The 13,838-nt window shown below is 72.2% G+C and carries 15 protein-coding genes; 8 read left to right on the top strand and 7 right to left on the bottom strand.

Going from position 1 to position 13,838, the window contains the following annotated elements; genetic code table 11:
* Entirely contained in the window at nt 1-333 is a 333-nt protein-coding gene (locus AB0P18_RS00925; RefSeq protein ID WP_344055973.1) for a hypothetical protein, read from the bottom strand.
* 141 nt (nt 334-474) lie between these two features.
* On the opposite strand from AB0P18_RS00925, the gene AB0P18_RS00920 reads away from it, so the two are divergent.
* The 6 genes from AB0P18_RS00920 (at nt 475) to AB0P18_RS00895 (ending at nt 4,280) form a co-directional block, all read left to right on the top strand.
* On the top strand, nt 475-873 hold the full coding sequence (locus AB0P18_RS00920) for a hypothetical protein (RefSeq protein ID WP_363358517.1): 399 nt from the start codon (nt 475-477) through the stop codon (nt 871-873).
* A 2-nt stretch (nt 874-875) separates the two neighbouring features.
* A complete protein-coding gene (locus AB0P18_RS00915; RefSeq protein ID WP_344055971.1) occupies nt 876-1,277 on the top strand; it encodes a phage holin family protein in 402 nt (133 codons plus the stop codon).
* Nucleotides 1,267-1,566, top strand: a complete 300-nt coding sequence (locus tag AB0P18_RS00910) for a hypothetical protein (RefSeq protein ID WP_363358516.1) — start codon at nt 1,267-1,269, stop codon at nt 1,564-1,566. The genes AB0P18_RS00915 and AB0P18_RS00910 overlap by 11 nt, the downstream gene beginning before the upstream one ends.
* A 181-nt stretch (nt 1,567-1,747) precedes the next feature.
* Nucleotides 1,748-2,542 (top strand): uroporphyrinogen-III synthase, encoded by a 795-nt coding sequence (locus tag AB0P18_RS00905; RefSeq protein ID WP_363358515.1) that lies wholly within the window; start codon nt 1,748-1,750, stop codon nt 2,540-2,542.
* Complete coding sequence (cofD, locus tag AB0P18_RS00900; protein WP_363358514.1) at nt 2,539-3,531, top strand: 2-phospho-L-lactate transferase; 993 nt, start codon at nt 2,539-2,541, stop codon at nt 3,529-3,531. Before AB0P18_RS00905 ends, cofD begins: the two co-directional genes overlap by 4 nt.
* Nucleotides 3,532-3,539: 8 nt before the next feature.
* Complete coding sequence (locus AB0P18_RS00895; protein WP_363358513.1) at nt 3,540-4,280, top strand: sulfite exporter TauE/SafE family protein; 741 nt, start codon at nt 3,540-3,542, stop codon at nt 4,278-4,280.
* On the opposite strand, the gene cofC is transcribed toward AB0P18_RS00895, so the two are convergent.
* The 4 genes from cofC to cofG are packed head-to-tail and all read right to left on the bottom strand — an operon-like array spanning nt 4,281 to nt 9,806.
* Entirely contained in the window at nt 4,281-4,913 is a 633-nt protein-coding gene (gene cofC / locus AB0P18_RS00890) for a 2-phospho-L-lactate guanylyltransferase (RefSeq protein WP_363358512.1), read from the bottom strand.
* Nucleotides 4,910-5,929, bottom strand: a complete 1,020-nt coding sequence (gene fgd / locus AB0P18_RS00885; protein ID WP_344055965.1) for a glucose-6-phosphate dehydrogenase (coenzyme-F420) — start codon at nt 5,927-5,929, stop codon at nt 4,910-4,912. The genes cofC and fgd overlap by 4 nt, the downstream gene beginning before the upstream one ends.
* Nucleotides 5,926-7,434 carry an NAD(P)/FAD-dependent oxidoreductase gene (locus AB0P18_RS00880; RefSeq protein ID WP_363358511.1) on the bottom strand — a complete coding sequence of 503 codons (1,509 nt, stop codon included), beginning with the start codon at nt 7,432-7,434 and terminating at the stop codon, nt 5,926-5,928. The genes fgd and AB0P18_RS00880 overlap by 4 nt, the downstream gene beginning before the upstream one ends.
* Nucleotides 7,431-9,806 carry a 7,8-didemethyl-8-hydroxy-5-deazariboflavin synthase CofG gene (gene cofG / locus AB0P18_RS00875; protein WP_363358510.1) on the bottom strand — a complete coding sequence of 792 codons (2,376 nt, stop codon included), beginning with the start codon at nt 9,804-9,806 and terminating at the stop codon, nt 7,431-7,433. Before cofG ends, AB0P18_RS00880 begins: the two co-directional genes overlap by 4 nt.
* A 104-nt stretch (nt 9,807-9,910) precedes the next feature.
* On the opposite strand from cofG, the gene AB0P18_RS00870 reads away from it, so the two are divergent.
* Nucleotides 9,911-10,387, top strand: a complete 477-nt coding sequence (locus tag AB0P18_RS00870; protein WP_363358509.1) for a hypothetical protein — start codon at nt 9,911-9,913, stop codon at nt 10,385-10,387.
* A 5-nt stretch (nt 10,388-10,392) separates the two neighbouring features.
* On the opposite strand, the gene AB0P18_RS00865 is transcribed toward AB0P18_RS00870, so the two are convergent.
* On the bottom strand, nt 10,393-11,214 hold the full coding sequence (locus AB0P18_RS00865; protein WP_363358508.1) for an ABC transporter permease: 822 nt from the start codon (nt 11,212-11,214) through the stop codon (nt 10,393-10,395).
* Nucleotides 11,211-12,653 (bottom strand): ABC transporter ATP-binding protein, encoded by a 1,443-nt coding sequence (locus AB0P18_RS00860; protein ID WP_363358507.1) that lies wholly within the window; start codon nt 12,651-12,653, stop codon nt 11,211-11,213. The genes AB0P18_RS00865 and AB0P18_RS00860 overlap by 4 nt, the downstream gene beginning before the upstream one ends.
* Nucleotides 12,654-12,766: 113 nt before the next feature.
* Between AB0P18_RS00860 and AB0P18_RS00855 the strand changes: the two genes are divergently transcribed.
* Nucleotides 12,767-13,834, top strand: coding sequence for an enoyl-CoA hydratase/isomerase family protein (locus AB0P18_RS00855; RefSeq protein ID WP_363358506.1), 1,068 nt, complete (start codon nt 12,767-12,769; stop codon nt 13,832-13,834).
* The last annotated feature ends 4 nt before the right edge of the window (nt 13,835-13,838 follow it).

The raw sequence follows: 13,838 nt of genomic DNA, 5'->3' as shown, positions 1-13,838 counted from the left end.
TCAGGCCTCGCCGGGCCGGGGAAGCCGCACCGACCAGCCGACCCGCTCGAGCGCTTCGGCCAGCCGCGCGGCCGCTGCGGCCGCGTGCGCGGGTGAGACGTCCGAGCACACGTCGACGGCGAACGGCGGCGGATCGCCGAACTTCGGGATCTGCACCTCCGCCCACGCGTTCGGCTCGAGCGGCACCCGCGGGAAGGCCGTCTGTGCGTTCTCGACCGTGCTGTCGGCGACGAACGCGATGACGTCGAGGGCGTCGAGCTTGGCGATCGGCAGGTCGACGACGAGCATGGCCGAGAACGGCCCGCTCGCGGTGTCGCGCCCGTCGATGCTCACGCGTCCAGTCTGGCAAACGGCGAGACGCCCGGGGCCGCCGACCTATCACAGGGCCCTTCGGATGACCACCGGATGTCGGAATCGGCATACGGCGATAGCCTGGTCGCAGACATCAGGATCCAACGACCGTGAGGAGACCCCATGAGGGGCAAAGTAGGGCTGGTCATCGGACTGGCCGCAGGCTACGTGCTCGGCACCCGCGCGGGTCGCGAGCGCTACGAGCAGATCAAGGCTCAGGCCGCGAAGGTCTGGAACCTCGACCCGGTCCAGGAGCAGGTGACCAAGGTCAAGGAATTCACCAAGTCCACCGCGATGGCTCTGCCGAGCACCCTCTGGGACAGCGCGGTCAAGGTCACGAAGGCGGCGACCTCGAAGGGGACCCCCGGTCAGAAGCTCGATTCCGCGATCAAGACCGGGCGTGCCCAGGTCGATGACGTGAGCCGGTCCGCCCAGAAGAGCGCGGAAGCGGTGAAGGATGCCGCCGACGACGCGTTCGACGACATCGCGAAGGCCGCGGGCGACTCCCGCAACGGAGCCTGACGATGACGACTCCGCGCGGTTACCGTGACCGCAACGACGACAGCCTGTTCACCCTGATCGGCGAGATCCCGGAGCTCATCCGCAATCTCGTTATCGCCGAGGTCGACGCCGGCAAGGCGTGGGTGCGCCGGACGTCGAAAGACGCGGGCATCGGCGCGGCCTGGCTCGCCGTCGCGATCTTCCTCCTGTTCTGGGCGCTCGGCGTCATGGTCGCCTTCGCGATCATCGGCCTCGGCAGCTGGATGCCGTACTGGCTGTCCGCCCTGATCGTGCTCGTGTCGCTGCTGCTCGGGACGGCGCTGTTCGTGCTGCTCGGCATCCGGCGCTTCCGCAAGGTCGCGCGCTCGCAGAACCCGGTGCAATCCATCGTCCAGGACGTCCAGGAGGTGCGCGATGAGCTCTGACTCTCCCGTTCCCGTCTCGCGCGCGACGGTCGCCGTGCCGCGCACCGCAGTCCCGATCGGCATCACCGACCCGGTCGAACAGGCCCGCGCTGAGCTGAAGGCCGCGCTCGCCGCGATCGAGGAGAAGGCCAACGTCCCCAAGCGGGTTGCGCTGGCCACGGATCGCGGTGTCGTGAAGGCCCGGGCGTTCTCGCGCAGGAATCCGGGTGCCGCGACGGCCGCGGTCGTGGCCGGAGCCGCGGCGGTCGGCCTGATCGTCTGGGCAGCCGTGCGCCTCTACGCCCGCTGATCAGGCCCTTCGCGTCGTGCGCCGGCGCGGCCGACCACCGCCCGGAGTATGCTCGAACGGTCAGGCAGTGCAATGGTGCGAATGCTGCCGACGGCGTTGACCACAAGACCCGAGGTCTGAATTCGTCTGTCGGTTGCTCGATCTTGGGGCGGCTGACCGCGCACCACGAGAGCCCAACACCATGAACCACGTTCCACAGCAGCCCAAGCCCCTCGCGGGATGGCGCGTGCTGGTGCCGCGCGGGGGCCCGTGGGGCGACGGTGTCGCGGCGAGTCTGCGCAACCAGGGGGCCATTCCTGTCGTCGCGCCGCTCATCAACTTCGCGCCGACGAACGACCAGGAGACGCTCGACCGGGCGCTCGCCGATCTCGAAGCCGGCGCGTTCGACTGGCTCACGGTGACCAGCGCCACCACCGTCGACGTCCTGTTCGCGCACCGGGCGTCGATCCCGGCCCAGACGAAGGTCGCCGCGGTGGGCGAGACGACCGCCGCCGCGCTCCAGGCGGTCGGGTATCGCGTCGATCTCGTCCCCGAGCGCGACAACTCCGCCGCGGGCATGGCCGAGCAGATGATCGCGATCGAGCCGGAGGCGCGCGACATCCTGACGCTCCGCAGCGAGATCGCCAAGCCTGTCCTGACCCGTCTCCTCGTCGAGGCCGGCCACCGCGTCCGCAGCGTCGTCGCCTATCGCACGGTGGGTGTGCCGGTGACCGAGCGCATCGGGCACGACGTCCGCAGCGGCCGCATCAACGCGATCCTCGTCACGAGCGGCTCGGTCGCCGAGCAGGTGCGCCTGCAGTTCCCCGAGATCCCCGATTCGACGGTGATCGCCGCGATCGGACCCCGCACCGCGAAGGACGCCCGCCGCGCCGGGCTCTCCGTGGACGTGATCGCCGCCACGCAGACCGTCGACGCCCTGATCGATGCGGTCGCCCGCTTCACCCTTCCGCACGCCGCGGACGAATTCGCGCCTTGACCCGCGTCGTCGTCCTCGCCGGCGGTGTCGGGGGCTCGCGGTTCTGCCTCGGCATGCGCGCCGCGCTGCAGGGGCGAGCGGATGCCGGGAGTGCAGCATCCGCCCCGTTCACGATCGTGGTGAATACCGGTGACGACCTGTGGCTGTCCGGCGTGCGCCTGCAGCCCGACGTGGACTCGATCGTGTACGCGCTCGCCGGCGTGAACGACACCGAGCGCGGGTGGGGCCGCGCGGGCGACAGCGAGCGGGTGAATCACGAGCTGCAGGCCTGGGGCGCCGGGTGGCCGTGGTTCACGCTCGGCGACCTGGACCTCGGCACGCACCTCGCCCGCACCGGGTGGCTGCGCGACGGACTCACCCCGACCGAGGTCGTCGCCCGCCTGTCGGCGCGGTGGCCGCTCGGCGCCCGGCTGCTGCCGATGACCGACGCCGAGGTCGACACGTACGTGACGGTCGCCGACCCCGGCGAGGGCACGATGCACTTCCAGGAGTGGTGGACCCGGCATCGGGCCGCGCTGGCGCCTGTGCGCTTCGAGAACCCCGGAATCGCCGCGGCGGTGCCGGCACCGGGCGTCGCCGAGGCGATCGCCGAGGCCGACGTCGTGGTCCTCGCGCCGTCGAATCCGGTCGTCTCGATCGGCCCGATCCTCGCCGTCCCCGGCATCCGCGAGGCGCTGCGCTCCACCGCCGCCCGCGTCGTCGGGGTCTCGCCGATCATCGGCGGCCGGGTGGTTCGCGGCATGGCGGACGTGTGCCTGACCGCGATCGGGGTCGAGACCTCCGCGTCCGCGGTCGCCGCGCACTACGGCGCGCGCGCCGCGGGCGGCGTTCTGGATGCGTGGCTCCTCGCCGAGGAGGACGCGGCCGACGCCGATGCGGTGCGGGGGCTCGGCATCCGCCCCGTCGTCACGCCGCTCTGGATGCGCGATCTCCCCACGTCGGCGGCCCTCGCGGATGCCGCCCTCGCGGCCGCGCGCGCGACGAGCTGATCGAGCCGATGTTCGAGCTGAGCTGGTTCGCGTCGGCGCTGCTCGGCGTCGCGGCGGTCGTGATCGGCCTCTCCAAGACCGCCGTCCCGGGAGCGGGGACCGTCGCGGTGGCGATCTTCGCGGCGATGCTCCCGGCGAAGCAGTCCACCGGGACGATCCTGCTGCTGCTGATCCTCGCCGACCTCTTCGCCGTCTTCACGTATCGGAAGCACACGAACTGGCGCGCCCTGCTGCGCCTCGCTCCCGCCGTGGTCGCCGGCATCCTGCTCGGCGTCGTGTTCCTGTTCTTCGCCGACGACGTGTGGGTGAAGAAGACGATCGGGGTCATCCTGCTCGTCGTGATCGCGATCACGCTGCTGCGCCGGCGCATGGGCGCGCAGGTGTCGGATGCCGGTCCGCACCGCGTCGCGGCGGCGACCTACGGCACGATCGGGGGGTTCACCACGATGGTCGCGAACGCCGCCGGACCGGTGATGTCGATGTACTTCCTCGCCGCGCGCTTCCCGGTGAAGGAGTTCCTCGGCACGGCCGCGTGGTTCTTCGCGATCGTGAACATCGGCAAGGTGCCCTTCTCGATCGGGCTCGGCCTGATCACGGTGCCGGGGCTCGTGGTCGACCTCGTGCTCGCCCCGCTCGTGATCGGCGGTGCCCTGTTCGGCCGCTGGCTCGCCGGTCGCCTGAATCAGACGGTGTTCGAACGGCTCGTGATCGCCTTCACGGTGATCGGCGCGGTCTACCTGCTGATCTGATCATCGACCCGACAGCACCCGGGCGGTGCGGGGACCGAGGCCGAGGGTCATCGCGTCCAGCAGCTGGTCTGCCGTGTCGACGTCGCGGCGGAGCGTCGAGGTCTCGTCGACGTCCAGGGGCGTGCATCCGAGGCCGACGTGGCGCACGAAGGACCCTTCGCCGAACGACGAGCGGAACGGGACGCCGGCCGCTGCCGTCACGAGGGTGGTCCCGGTGCCCTCCTCATCGGCGACGACGGCGCGGGGTACCGCCGAGGAGTCGCGGAGGGCCGTCGCGAGATCCTCGGCGCGCAGGGCGGGGAGGTCTCCGAGAAGCGCGGCGCGCGGCATCCCCTCTCCGGCCGCGGCCGCTCCCGCGGCGACCGCCGCATCGATGCCGCGCAGCGCTCCGTCCCCCTCCGGCACGAACCGCAGGCCGGGGATGTCGAAGGCGAGCGCCGGGAGGGCGCCGTCATCGGTCACGACGAACACCTGCGCGACCTCGGAGCAGGACGCTGCGGCCGCGATCGTGTCCAGCGCGATCGCGCGCGCGAGTGTGACCCGGTCGACATCGGCCAGATGCAGGCGGGACTTGCCGACCGCGCCGGGCTTGACCGGGATGACGACCGCCCAGCCGGAGCCGGGCCCGGTCACTCCCCGAACCGCGCTCGCAGCCGCGGAAGCACCTCGGTGCCGTACATCCGCAGGAACTCCTCCTGGTCGTGCCCCGGGTCGTGGAAGACCAGGTGACGGAAGCCCAGGTCGACGTACTGCGCGATGCGCTCGACGTGCTCCTCGGGGTCGGTCGAGACGATGAAGCGCGACGCGGCGCGCTCGATCGGCAGCTCCGCCGCGCGGCGCTGCATCTCGATCGGGTCGTGGATCCCCATCTTCTCCTCCGCCGACAGCGCGAGCGGGGCCCAGAAGCGGGTCTTCTCCAGCGCCACCTCCGGGTCGGGGTGCAGCGAGACCTTCACCTCGATCAGCGTGTCGACCGCGCCCTCCTCGCGCCCGGCCTTCTGCAGGCCCTCCGCGAGTGCCGGCAGCAGCGTGTCGGTGTACAGCGCCGGGTCCTTTCCGCTCGTCGTGATGTAGCCGTCCGCGATGCGTCCGGCCAGACGGGTCGCGGCGGGGCCGGAGGCGCCGATGTAGATCGGCACCTTCTGGTCAGCGGGCGGGCGGTCGTAGATCGTCGCGTCGTGCGTGGAGTAGTAGGTGCCGTCGAAGGTGACCCGCTCCTCGGCCCACAGCTTCTCGATCAGGCCGATCGACTCCTTGAGACGCTGGAAGCGCTCCGGCGGGTCGGGCCAGTCCAGTCCGAGGGTCACTTCGTTCAGGGCCTCGCCGGTGCCGACGCCCAGGATGATCCGGCCCGGGTACATCACGCCGAGCGTCGCGAACGCCTGGGCGACGACGCCCGGGTGATAGCGGAACGTCGGGGTCAGCACCGAGGTGCCCAGCACGATGCGCGACGTCCGCGCACCGACCGCCCCCATCCACGGGATCGCCGCGGGGGCGTGTCCGCCGTCGTGCATCCACGGCTGCAGGTGGTCGGAGACGAACACCGAGTCGAAGCCGACCTCTTCGGCCAGCACGGCGAAATCGGCGAGCTCGTTGGGTCCGAACTGCTCGGCGGAAGCCTTGTAACCCAGACGCAGGGGGAAGGTCATGATGCTCCTCTCGGCGCGCCCGATGCGGGGGCGTGCACCTCTCGGGGGTCGGCGGTGATGAATTCGGAGCCGTCGGCGCGCGCGAGCCGGGCGCGGAACGCGTCGACGGTTCCCGGCCACAGCAGGGTGAGGCGACCGGAGCGGTCGTCGACGTACCAGTTGCGGCATCCACCGGTCATCCACCGCGTGGACGCCGCCGCCTCGGCGATCTCGGCGGTGTACGTCCGCTCGGCTGCGGGGTCCACGTGCAGGGTGCGTCCCGCGCGCCCGTCCAGTACCCGGCTGACGTAGGCCGCCTGCTCCTCGATCATCAGGACCGACGACGAATGGCCGAGCGAGGCGTTCGGGCCGTTGAGGACGAACATGTTGGGGAACCCGGCCACGACGGTGGAGGCGAAGGAGGTCATCCCCTCCGACCAGTGGGCCGCGAGCGTCCGGCCGCCCGTCCCGCGCACGAGGTCTGCGTACGGCTGGCGGGTCGAAGCGAACCCCGTCGCGAGCACGAGTGCGTCGACGTCGTGCCGGGAGCCGTCCGAAGCGACCAGCGTCGACCCCTCGACGGCGGACAGCGCTCCCCGCACGAGTGTCACGGCGTCCGATGCCACTGCCGGATAGAAGTCATCCGAGAGCAGCACGCGCTTGCAGCCGAATGCGTAGTCGGGTGTGAGCGCGGCGCGCAGCGCGGGGTCGGAGACCTGCCGTTCGAGGTGCGCGCGTGCCACGGCCTCGGCCTCGGCCGCGGCTGCGGAGTCGCCGGAGCGAGAGGCGAAGCGCGCCTCGCCCTCGGCGTAGAGGTCGGTCCTCAGCGCTTCGAGCGCCTGCGGGGTGGCTGCGAACCGTGCGCGATCGGCGTCCGAGTAGGAATCGCCGCCGCGCGGCACGATCCACGCCGGGGTGCGTTGGAGGAGCGTGACATGCGCCGCCGTGCGGGCGAGCTCGGGCAGGATCTGGATCGCACTGGCACCCGTGCCCACGAGAGCCACGCGCGCGTCGGCGAGATCGGCCGTGTGATCCCAGCGGGCCGAGTGGAAGAGGGGTCCGGGGAAGCTCTCGAGCCCGTCCACGTGCGGGATCGACGGCTCGGTGAGTCGCCCGCACGCGAGGACGAGGACGTCGGCGGTGAACGACTCGTGCGCGCCACCGGTGCGGATCCGCCAGAGCGATGCCTCGGCATCCCAGCGGGCGTCGAGCACCGGCGTCTGCAGGTGGAGGCGTTCGCCGAGGTGCTCGCGCTCGGCCACGTCCTCCAGGTAGCGGCGGATCTCAGGACCCGTCGCGAAGACCTCGGACCAGTCCGGGTTCGGGTGCGCGGCGAATCCGTACAGGTGCGACGGCACGTCGCACGCGACGCCCGGATACGTGTTGTCGCGCCAGGTGCCGCCGACCGAGGCGCCGCGCTCGAGGAGGACGAAGTCCTCGCGACCGGCGCGGCGCAGCGCGATCGCCATGCCGAGACCCGCGAAGCCCGCCCCGACGATCGCGACCTCGACCCGGGTGGCGGTCATCGCAGCCCCGGTTCGCGGTAGTCGGTCGTGCGCACGCGGAACGGGCGGAACATTCCGGCGGCCAGGCGGGCGGCATCCGCCACCGGCAGTTCGAGCCCGTGCTCGATGCCCGCTTCGGGCAGCACGCGGCCGTCCAGCAGGGTGCCGCCGAGGTCGTCGCCGCCGGAGCGCAGCAGCGTGGTCGCAACGTCACGCCCGACGCGCGTCCACGGGATCTGGACGTGCGGGATGCTGCCGCTCAGCAGCAGGCGCGACACGGCGACCATCGCGCGGTGCTCGTCCAACGCGGAGCGGCCGGCGACGAGCGGTGTGCCGCCGACCGGGCCGGGCAGCGGAATCGGCACGAACTCGGTGAATCCGCGCGTCTCCTCCTGGATCCCGCGCAGGCGCCGCAGGTGCGCGATGCGCTCCTCGGCGCTCTCGACGTGTCCGTAGAACAGGACGCTCGTCGAGCGGAAGCCCGCCCGGTGGGCGGCCGTGATGCCCTCGACCCAGCGGTCGATCTCGAGGTCCGTCGGCGCGATCATGGCGCGGACGCGCTCGCTCAGGACCTTGACGCCCGTCCCCGGGACGGTGTTCACCCCGGCCTCGCGCAGGGCGTCCAGAGCGCCCGCCAGACCCAGGCCGCCGCGGTCGGCGAGGTCGCGCACGTCCTGCGGGCGGTAGGCGTGGAGGTGGATGCCGGGGACGGCGTCGCGGATCGCGCGGGCGATCTGCAGGTAGGCCGCCGGGTCCTCGGTGTCGGGGAGGAGGCCCTGCACGCAGATCTCGGTGGCACCGAGGTCTGCGGCATCCGTCGCGATCGCCGCGACGTCGTCGAGTCCGAACGTGCCGGGTTCGCCCGTCGGAGTGCGGCGGAAGCCGCTGGAGGTCAGGTTGCGGTTGACCACGAGCGTCACCGCCTCGCCGACGGTGTAGCGCCGCACGTCATCGGCCGTGGCGGTCAACGCGTCGAGCTCGGCGCCCGTCGCACCGAGCAGCCGCGCCCATTCCTCGTCGTCCAGGCCGAGCGGGTCGGCCGCCGCGCGCTCCGCGTCCCGGCTCCCGCGACTGCTCCCGCGAGAGGGCACAAATGTACGCGACACGCCGGGAGAACCGGTCGTTTCTGCCCTCTCGCGAGCGGCAGGGGCGGCCAGACCCGTCGCGGGGTCGGCGACGGCGGCGACCGCGGGGTGCAGGGCCTCGTCGATCCAGGTCTGCGCGCCGAGCACGAACTCCGGCTGCGCGGTCAGCCGCTCGCGCAGCGCGAACCCGAGCTCGGCGGTCCGCGCCTCGAGGTCGGACAGGTGCGGCCAGGGCCGCTCGGGGTTCACATGATCGGCCGTGAGCGGCGAGACGCCGCCCCAGTCATCGGCTCCGGCGCGGACGAGGAGCGCGAACTCGGCGGGATCCGACAGGTTCGGCGGCACCTGCACGCGCATGCGGGGACCCAGGACGAGCCGGGCGACCGCGACCGCGGCGACATACTCCCGCACGGAGGCGTCGGGGGCGGACTGCATCGCGGTGCGGGGCTTCGCGCGGAAGTTCTGCACGATCACCTCCTGCACATGCCCCTGCCCTTGGACGGCATGACGCTCGTGCGCGTCGCGGATCGCGACGAGCGATTCGGCGCGGTCGCGGAGGGTCTCGCCGATGCCGACCAGGATGCCGGTCGTGAACGGCACGCGCTCCCGTCCGGCGTCCTCGATCACGGCGAGCCGCACGTCGGGGTCCTTGTCCGGCGAGCCGAAGTGCACCTGGCCCGGCTCCTCGTACAGCCGACGCGACGTCGTCTCGAGCATCATGCCCATCGACGGTGCGGTGGGGCGCAGCATCCGCAGCTCGTCCCGCGTCATGACACCGGGGTTGAGGTGGGCGAGCAAGCCGGTCTCGGCCGTGATGAGCCGCGCCATCGCGCCGACGTAATCCAGCGTCGAGGCGTACCCGTGCTCGTCGAGCCAGGCGCGGGCCTCGGGCCACCGGTCCTCGGGCCGGTCGCCGAGGGTGAGGAGGGCCTCCTTGCATCCGAGCGCCGCGCCCTGACGGGCGACCGTGAGCACCTGCTCCGCCGACATGTACGTGGGCTTGTGCAGCTTCTGCAGCTGTGCGGGCGTGTCCACGAAGATGCAGTAGTGGCAGCGGTCGCGGCACAGCGTCGTGAGGGGGATGAAGACCTTGCGCGAGTAGGTGATCACGCCGGGCCGATCGGATGCCGCCAGCCCGGCGTCGCGGACGGACCCGGCGATCTGCAGCAGGCGCTCGAACTCCGCGCCCCCCGCGCCGAGGAGCGCTTCAGCGTCATCGGCGGTCAGGGCGATTCCCGCGGAGGCTCGGTCGAGGGCGGCGCGGACCTCGGAGCGGTCTGCGGCTCGCGCGGGTTCGAGCAGAGTCACCGGTCCAGTCTTGCACCGCGCGCCGTCGACGGGCTCCGCGATCGTTGCCGCTCCGTAAGCAAAACCCTCTGTGAGCGCCGGGAGCCGCTGGCAGACTAGAGGCCATGGTGACGCTCCTGCTCGACTCGACGCAGCTCGAGATCGTGCTGTCGGGCGCTGAGAAGGCACTCTCATTCCGCCGTGGGAATGTGCGGATCGACCGCTCCACCATCGCGAAGGTGCAGCTCACCGACGACGCGTGGACGTGGCTGCGAGGCGTGCCCAGCCCCGGAACGCACGTCCGCGGCGTCATCGCGATGGGCACGTGGCGCTCTGCGGGCGGCGACGACTTCGCGATCATCCGCCGGCACCGGCCGAGCGTGGTGATCGACCTGAACGGCGGCGCCGAGTATCAGCGCATCATCCTGACGACGCGCCACGGACTCGCGCTCGTGCAGGCGCTCAACCTCGACGTGGGCGACGGTGCGCCGACCGACGTGGTCGACATCGCGACCGGCACGATCCCGGTGCTGCCCGAGCCCGAGAGCGGCGTGGCCGCACCGGCGAAGAAGCGCCGGCCGCGGGCTGCGCCCGCGCTCTGATCCGGTCAGGTGACGTCGCGGCGCCAGCTCACGAGGTGTCCGAGCACGACGAGCACCACGGCGTAGCCCAGCAGGACGAGCCCGCCGACCCACCACTCCAGCGTCCCGCCACCCGCGGCACCGGGGGTCGCGGCGGTGAAGACGCTCGCGCCGACCAGCGCGTCGCTCGCGGCTCCCGGCAGGAACCGGGTCACGTCCGACAGCCCTTCCACGAAGGCCGCCGCGGCGCGTCCGACGGGTTCGAGGAACTGCGTGAACACGAGGACGCCCACGATCGCACCGACCTGATTGCGTACGAGCGCGCCGACGCCGATGCCGACGAGGACCCAGAGCGCGAACGCGATGATCATGCGGCCGAACAGCGCCCACGTGGCGGCGGAGCCCAGTTCGGTCGGCACGCCGTATGCGGCGAGCAGCCCTGCCGCCGGTACGACCGACGCGAGGACGCCCAGCACCCCGAACAGCACGCCGACGCCGATGCCGACGATCACCTTCGCGACGAGCACCGACCCGCGTCGCGGGGTGGCCAGGAACGTCGGGGTCAGGGTCTTGTGCCGGAACTCGGTCGTGACCATGAGCGTCCCGATCAAGAGGGGGAACACGTAGCCCACTGACGTCGCCGTGCTGTAGAGCACGCTCGCGAGTCCGTCCGCGGGGATCGCCGGTGCGTTCCCCGGAAGGCTGCCGCTGGAGGACGCCGCGAAGACGAACCCGAGGATCGCCGCGGTGAAACCCACGTACGCGACGAGCACGATCGCAAGGATCCACCACAGTGACGTGGAGAACTGCTTCGTCGTCTCCGACCGCACCAGAGCCGACACGCTCATCGCTGCGCACCGCCTTCGTCGTCCGGACGCGGATCGTCGCCGTCCTCCGCATGAGGATCGAACGCCGCGAAGAACGCGTCGGCTTCGCGGTCGGCATCCGTCTTCACGTACGTCTCCCACGGTCGATCGTTCGGGGCGGCCTCGAGCTCGTCGTCGATCTCGCCGAGGGCCTCCACATCGGCATCCGCGTCGAGGGGGCGGTCGTCGGCGAACGCGTCGGTCGCCGGGTTCCCGGCCGCCGGGATGATGTCGATCACGCCCGTCGCCGCGACCTGGTACACCGGGGGCGGAGCCGCCTCGTCCGCTCCGGCCGGATCGAGGTCGTCGGGATCGGGCCCGGCCGGTGCCGCTGCCGCCGGGATCACGGCGATCGCGGTCGACACCGGTGCGGGCTCGGCGGAGGCGGCGGACTCGGGCTCGGCGACCGGCGGAACTCCGGCCTCCGGCTCGGCGACCGGCGCAAGCTCGGCCTCGGGCTCGGCGACCGCCGGAGCAGCAGCGACGGCCGCGGCCTCCGGCGCGGCATCCGCCATCGTCGCGTGCACGCGCGCGCCGCTCACGAGATCGAGGAACACCTCCTCGAGCGCGGGACCCTTGCGCTGCAGCGCCGAGAGGGCCACTCCCGCGGATGCCGCCACCGCCCCGATCGCGGCGGCATCCGCGCCCCGCACGGTGAGTCCGGAGCGCAGCACGTCGAACGGGATGCCGGCGTCGGCGAGCGCGCGGGTGAGCGCGGCCCGATCGGGCGCGTCGACGACCGTGGCGTACTCGGACGCGTCGGCGAGGTCCTCCAGCGCGCCCTGATAGACGAGTCGGCCCTGCGCGATGATCAGCACCGAATCCACGGTCTGCTGCACTTCGGCGAGCAGGTGCGAGGAGATGAAGACCGTGCGTCCCTCGTGCGCGAGCTCGCGCAGGAACCCGCGCATCCACTTGATGCCCTCGGGGTCGAGGCCGTTCGCGGGCTCGTCCAGCACGAGCACGCCGGGGTCGCCGAGCAGCGCATACGCCAGACCCAGGCGCTGGCGCATGCCGAGCGAGAATCCGCCGACCTTGCGGCCGCCGACGTCCGCGAGGCCCACGAGCCCCAAGGTCTCCTCGACGCGTCGCACCGGCAGGCCCGCCGCCTGCGCGTACACCTTCAGGTGGTTCGCGGCGGTGCGTCCGGGGTGGAAGCTCGACGCCTCGAGCACCGCCCCGACGCTCTGCAGCGGACGCTCGAGCGCGGCGTACGGCACGCCTCCGATCGTCGCGGTGCCGCTCGTGGCTCCGACGAGGCCGAGCAGGATGCGCAGGCTCGTGGTCTTGCCCGCGCCGTTGGGTCCCAGGAATCCGGTGACGACACCGGGTTCGACGCGTGCCGACAGGCCCGAGACGGCGGTGACGGCGCCGAAGCGCTTCGTGACCCCGGAGAATTCGAGCACGTGTCCTTCGGGCATGCCGAACCTCTCGTCGTCGTGGGGGCGTTCCGTCCATCCTGGCAAAAAAGCCCCGCATCTCCCAGCGGGCGGCCCGGCACGCGATCCGGTGGCCGCCCGGTAACGTGTCGGGCGTGAGCGAAGCTGCAGAGCGCGAACCGAGTGTCCTGATCCGTCGGTCCGGCGGACTCGGGCACGTGCGGCTGAATCGCCCTCGCGCGCTCAACGCGCTGGACCTGACGATGATCCGCCTGATCGCGGCGGCGCTGGACGATTGGGAGCACGATCCCGACGTCGGCATCGTGCTGCTGGACGGCGCCGGTGAGCGGGGCCTCTGCGCGGGTGGCGACGTGCGCGGCCTGTACGACCAGATCGTCGGGGGCGACGCGGCGGCGACGGCGGCGTTCTTCCGCGAGGAGTACGCCCTGAACGCCCGGATCGCCGAGTATCCGAAGCCCGTCGTCGTCTTCGCGGACGGCATCACGATGGGCGGCGGCATCGGGCTCGCCGGGCACGCCGCGGTGCGGGTGGTCACCGACCGCTCGCGGCTGGCGATGCCCGAGACCCGCATCGGCTTCACGCCCGACGTGGGCGGCACATGGCTCCTCGCGCACGCGCCCGGACGCCTCGGCGAGTACCTCGCCCTCACCGGCGCGTCGATGGATGCCGCCGACGCGGTCGCCGCCGGGTTCGCCGACCATCTCGTGCGCGCCGAGCACCTCGCGGATCTGCACGACGCGCTCCTCACCCGCGCCGATCCCGCCACCCCGACCGAACTCGTCCTGCTGTTCGACGAGACCCCCGAGGGCTCCGCGCTGGCGGCGCAGCGCCCGTGGATCGACGACGCGTTCGCCGCCGGCACGGTGCCGGAGATCATCGACCGGCTGCGCGCGCGAGGAGAGGACGCGGCATCCGCCACCGCCGACCTGCTCGGGACCCTGTCGCCCACCGCGCTCACCGTGACCCTCGAGGCCGTGCGGCGGGCTCGAGCCCTGCCGAACCTGCGCGCGGCGCTGGAGCAGGAGTACGGCCTCGTGCTCTGGTTCGCCACGACCCAGCCCGACCTGCGGGAGGGCATCCGCGCGCAGCTCGTCGACAAGGACCGCAATCCGTCGTGGCGGCCGGCCACGCTGGACGAGCTGCCGACGGATGCCGCGGCATCCGCTTTCGCCTACACCCCGCCGACGGCCCTCTGGGACTGACGGG

The sequence above is a fragment of the Microbacterium sp. NPDC064584 genome (genome assembly GCF_040687315.1).
Classification (GTDB): domain Bacteria; phylum Actinomycetota; class Actinomycetes; order Actinomycetales; family Microbacteriaceae; genus Microbacterium; species Microbacterium lacus.
This window is presented reverse-complemented; position numbering and strand designations above follow the sequence as displayed.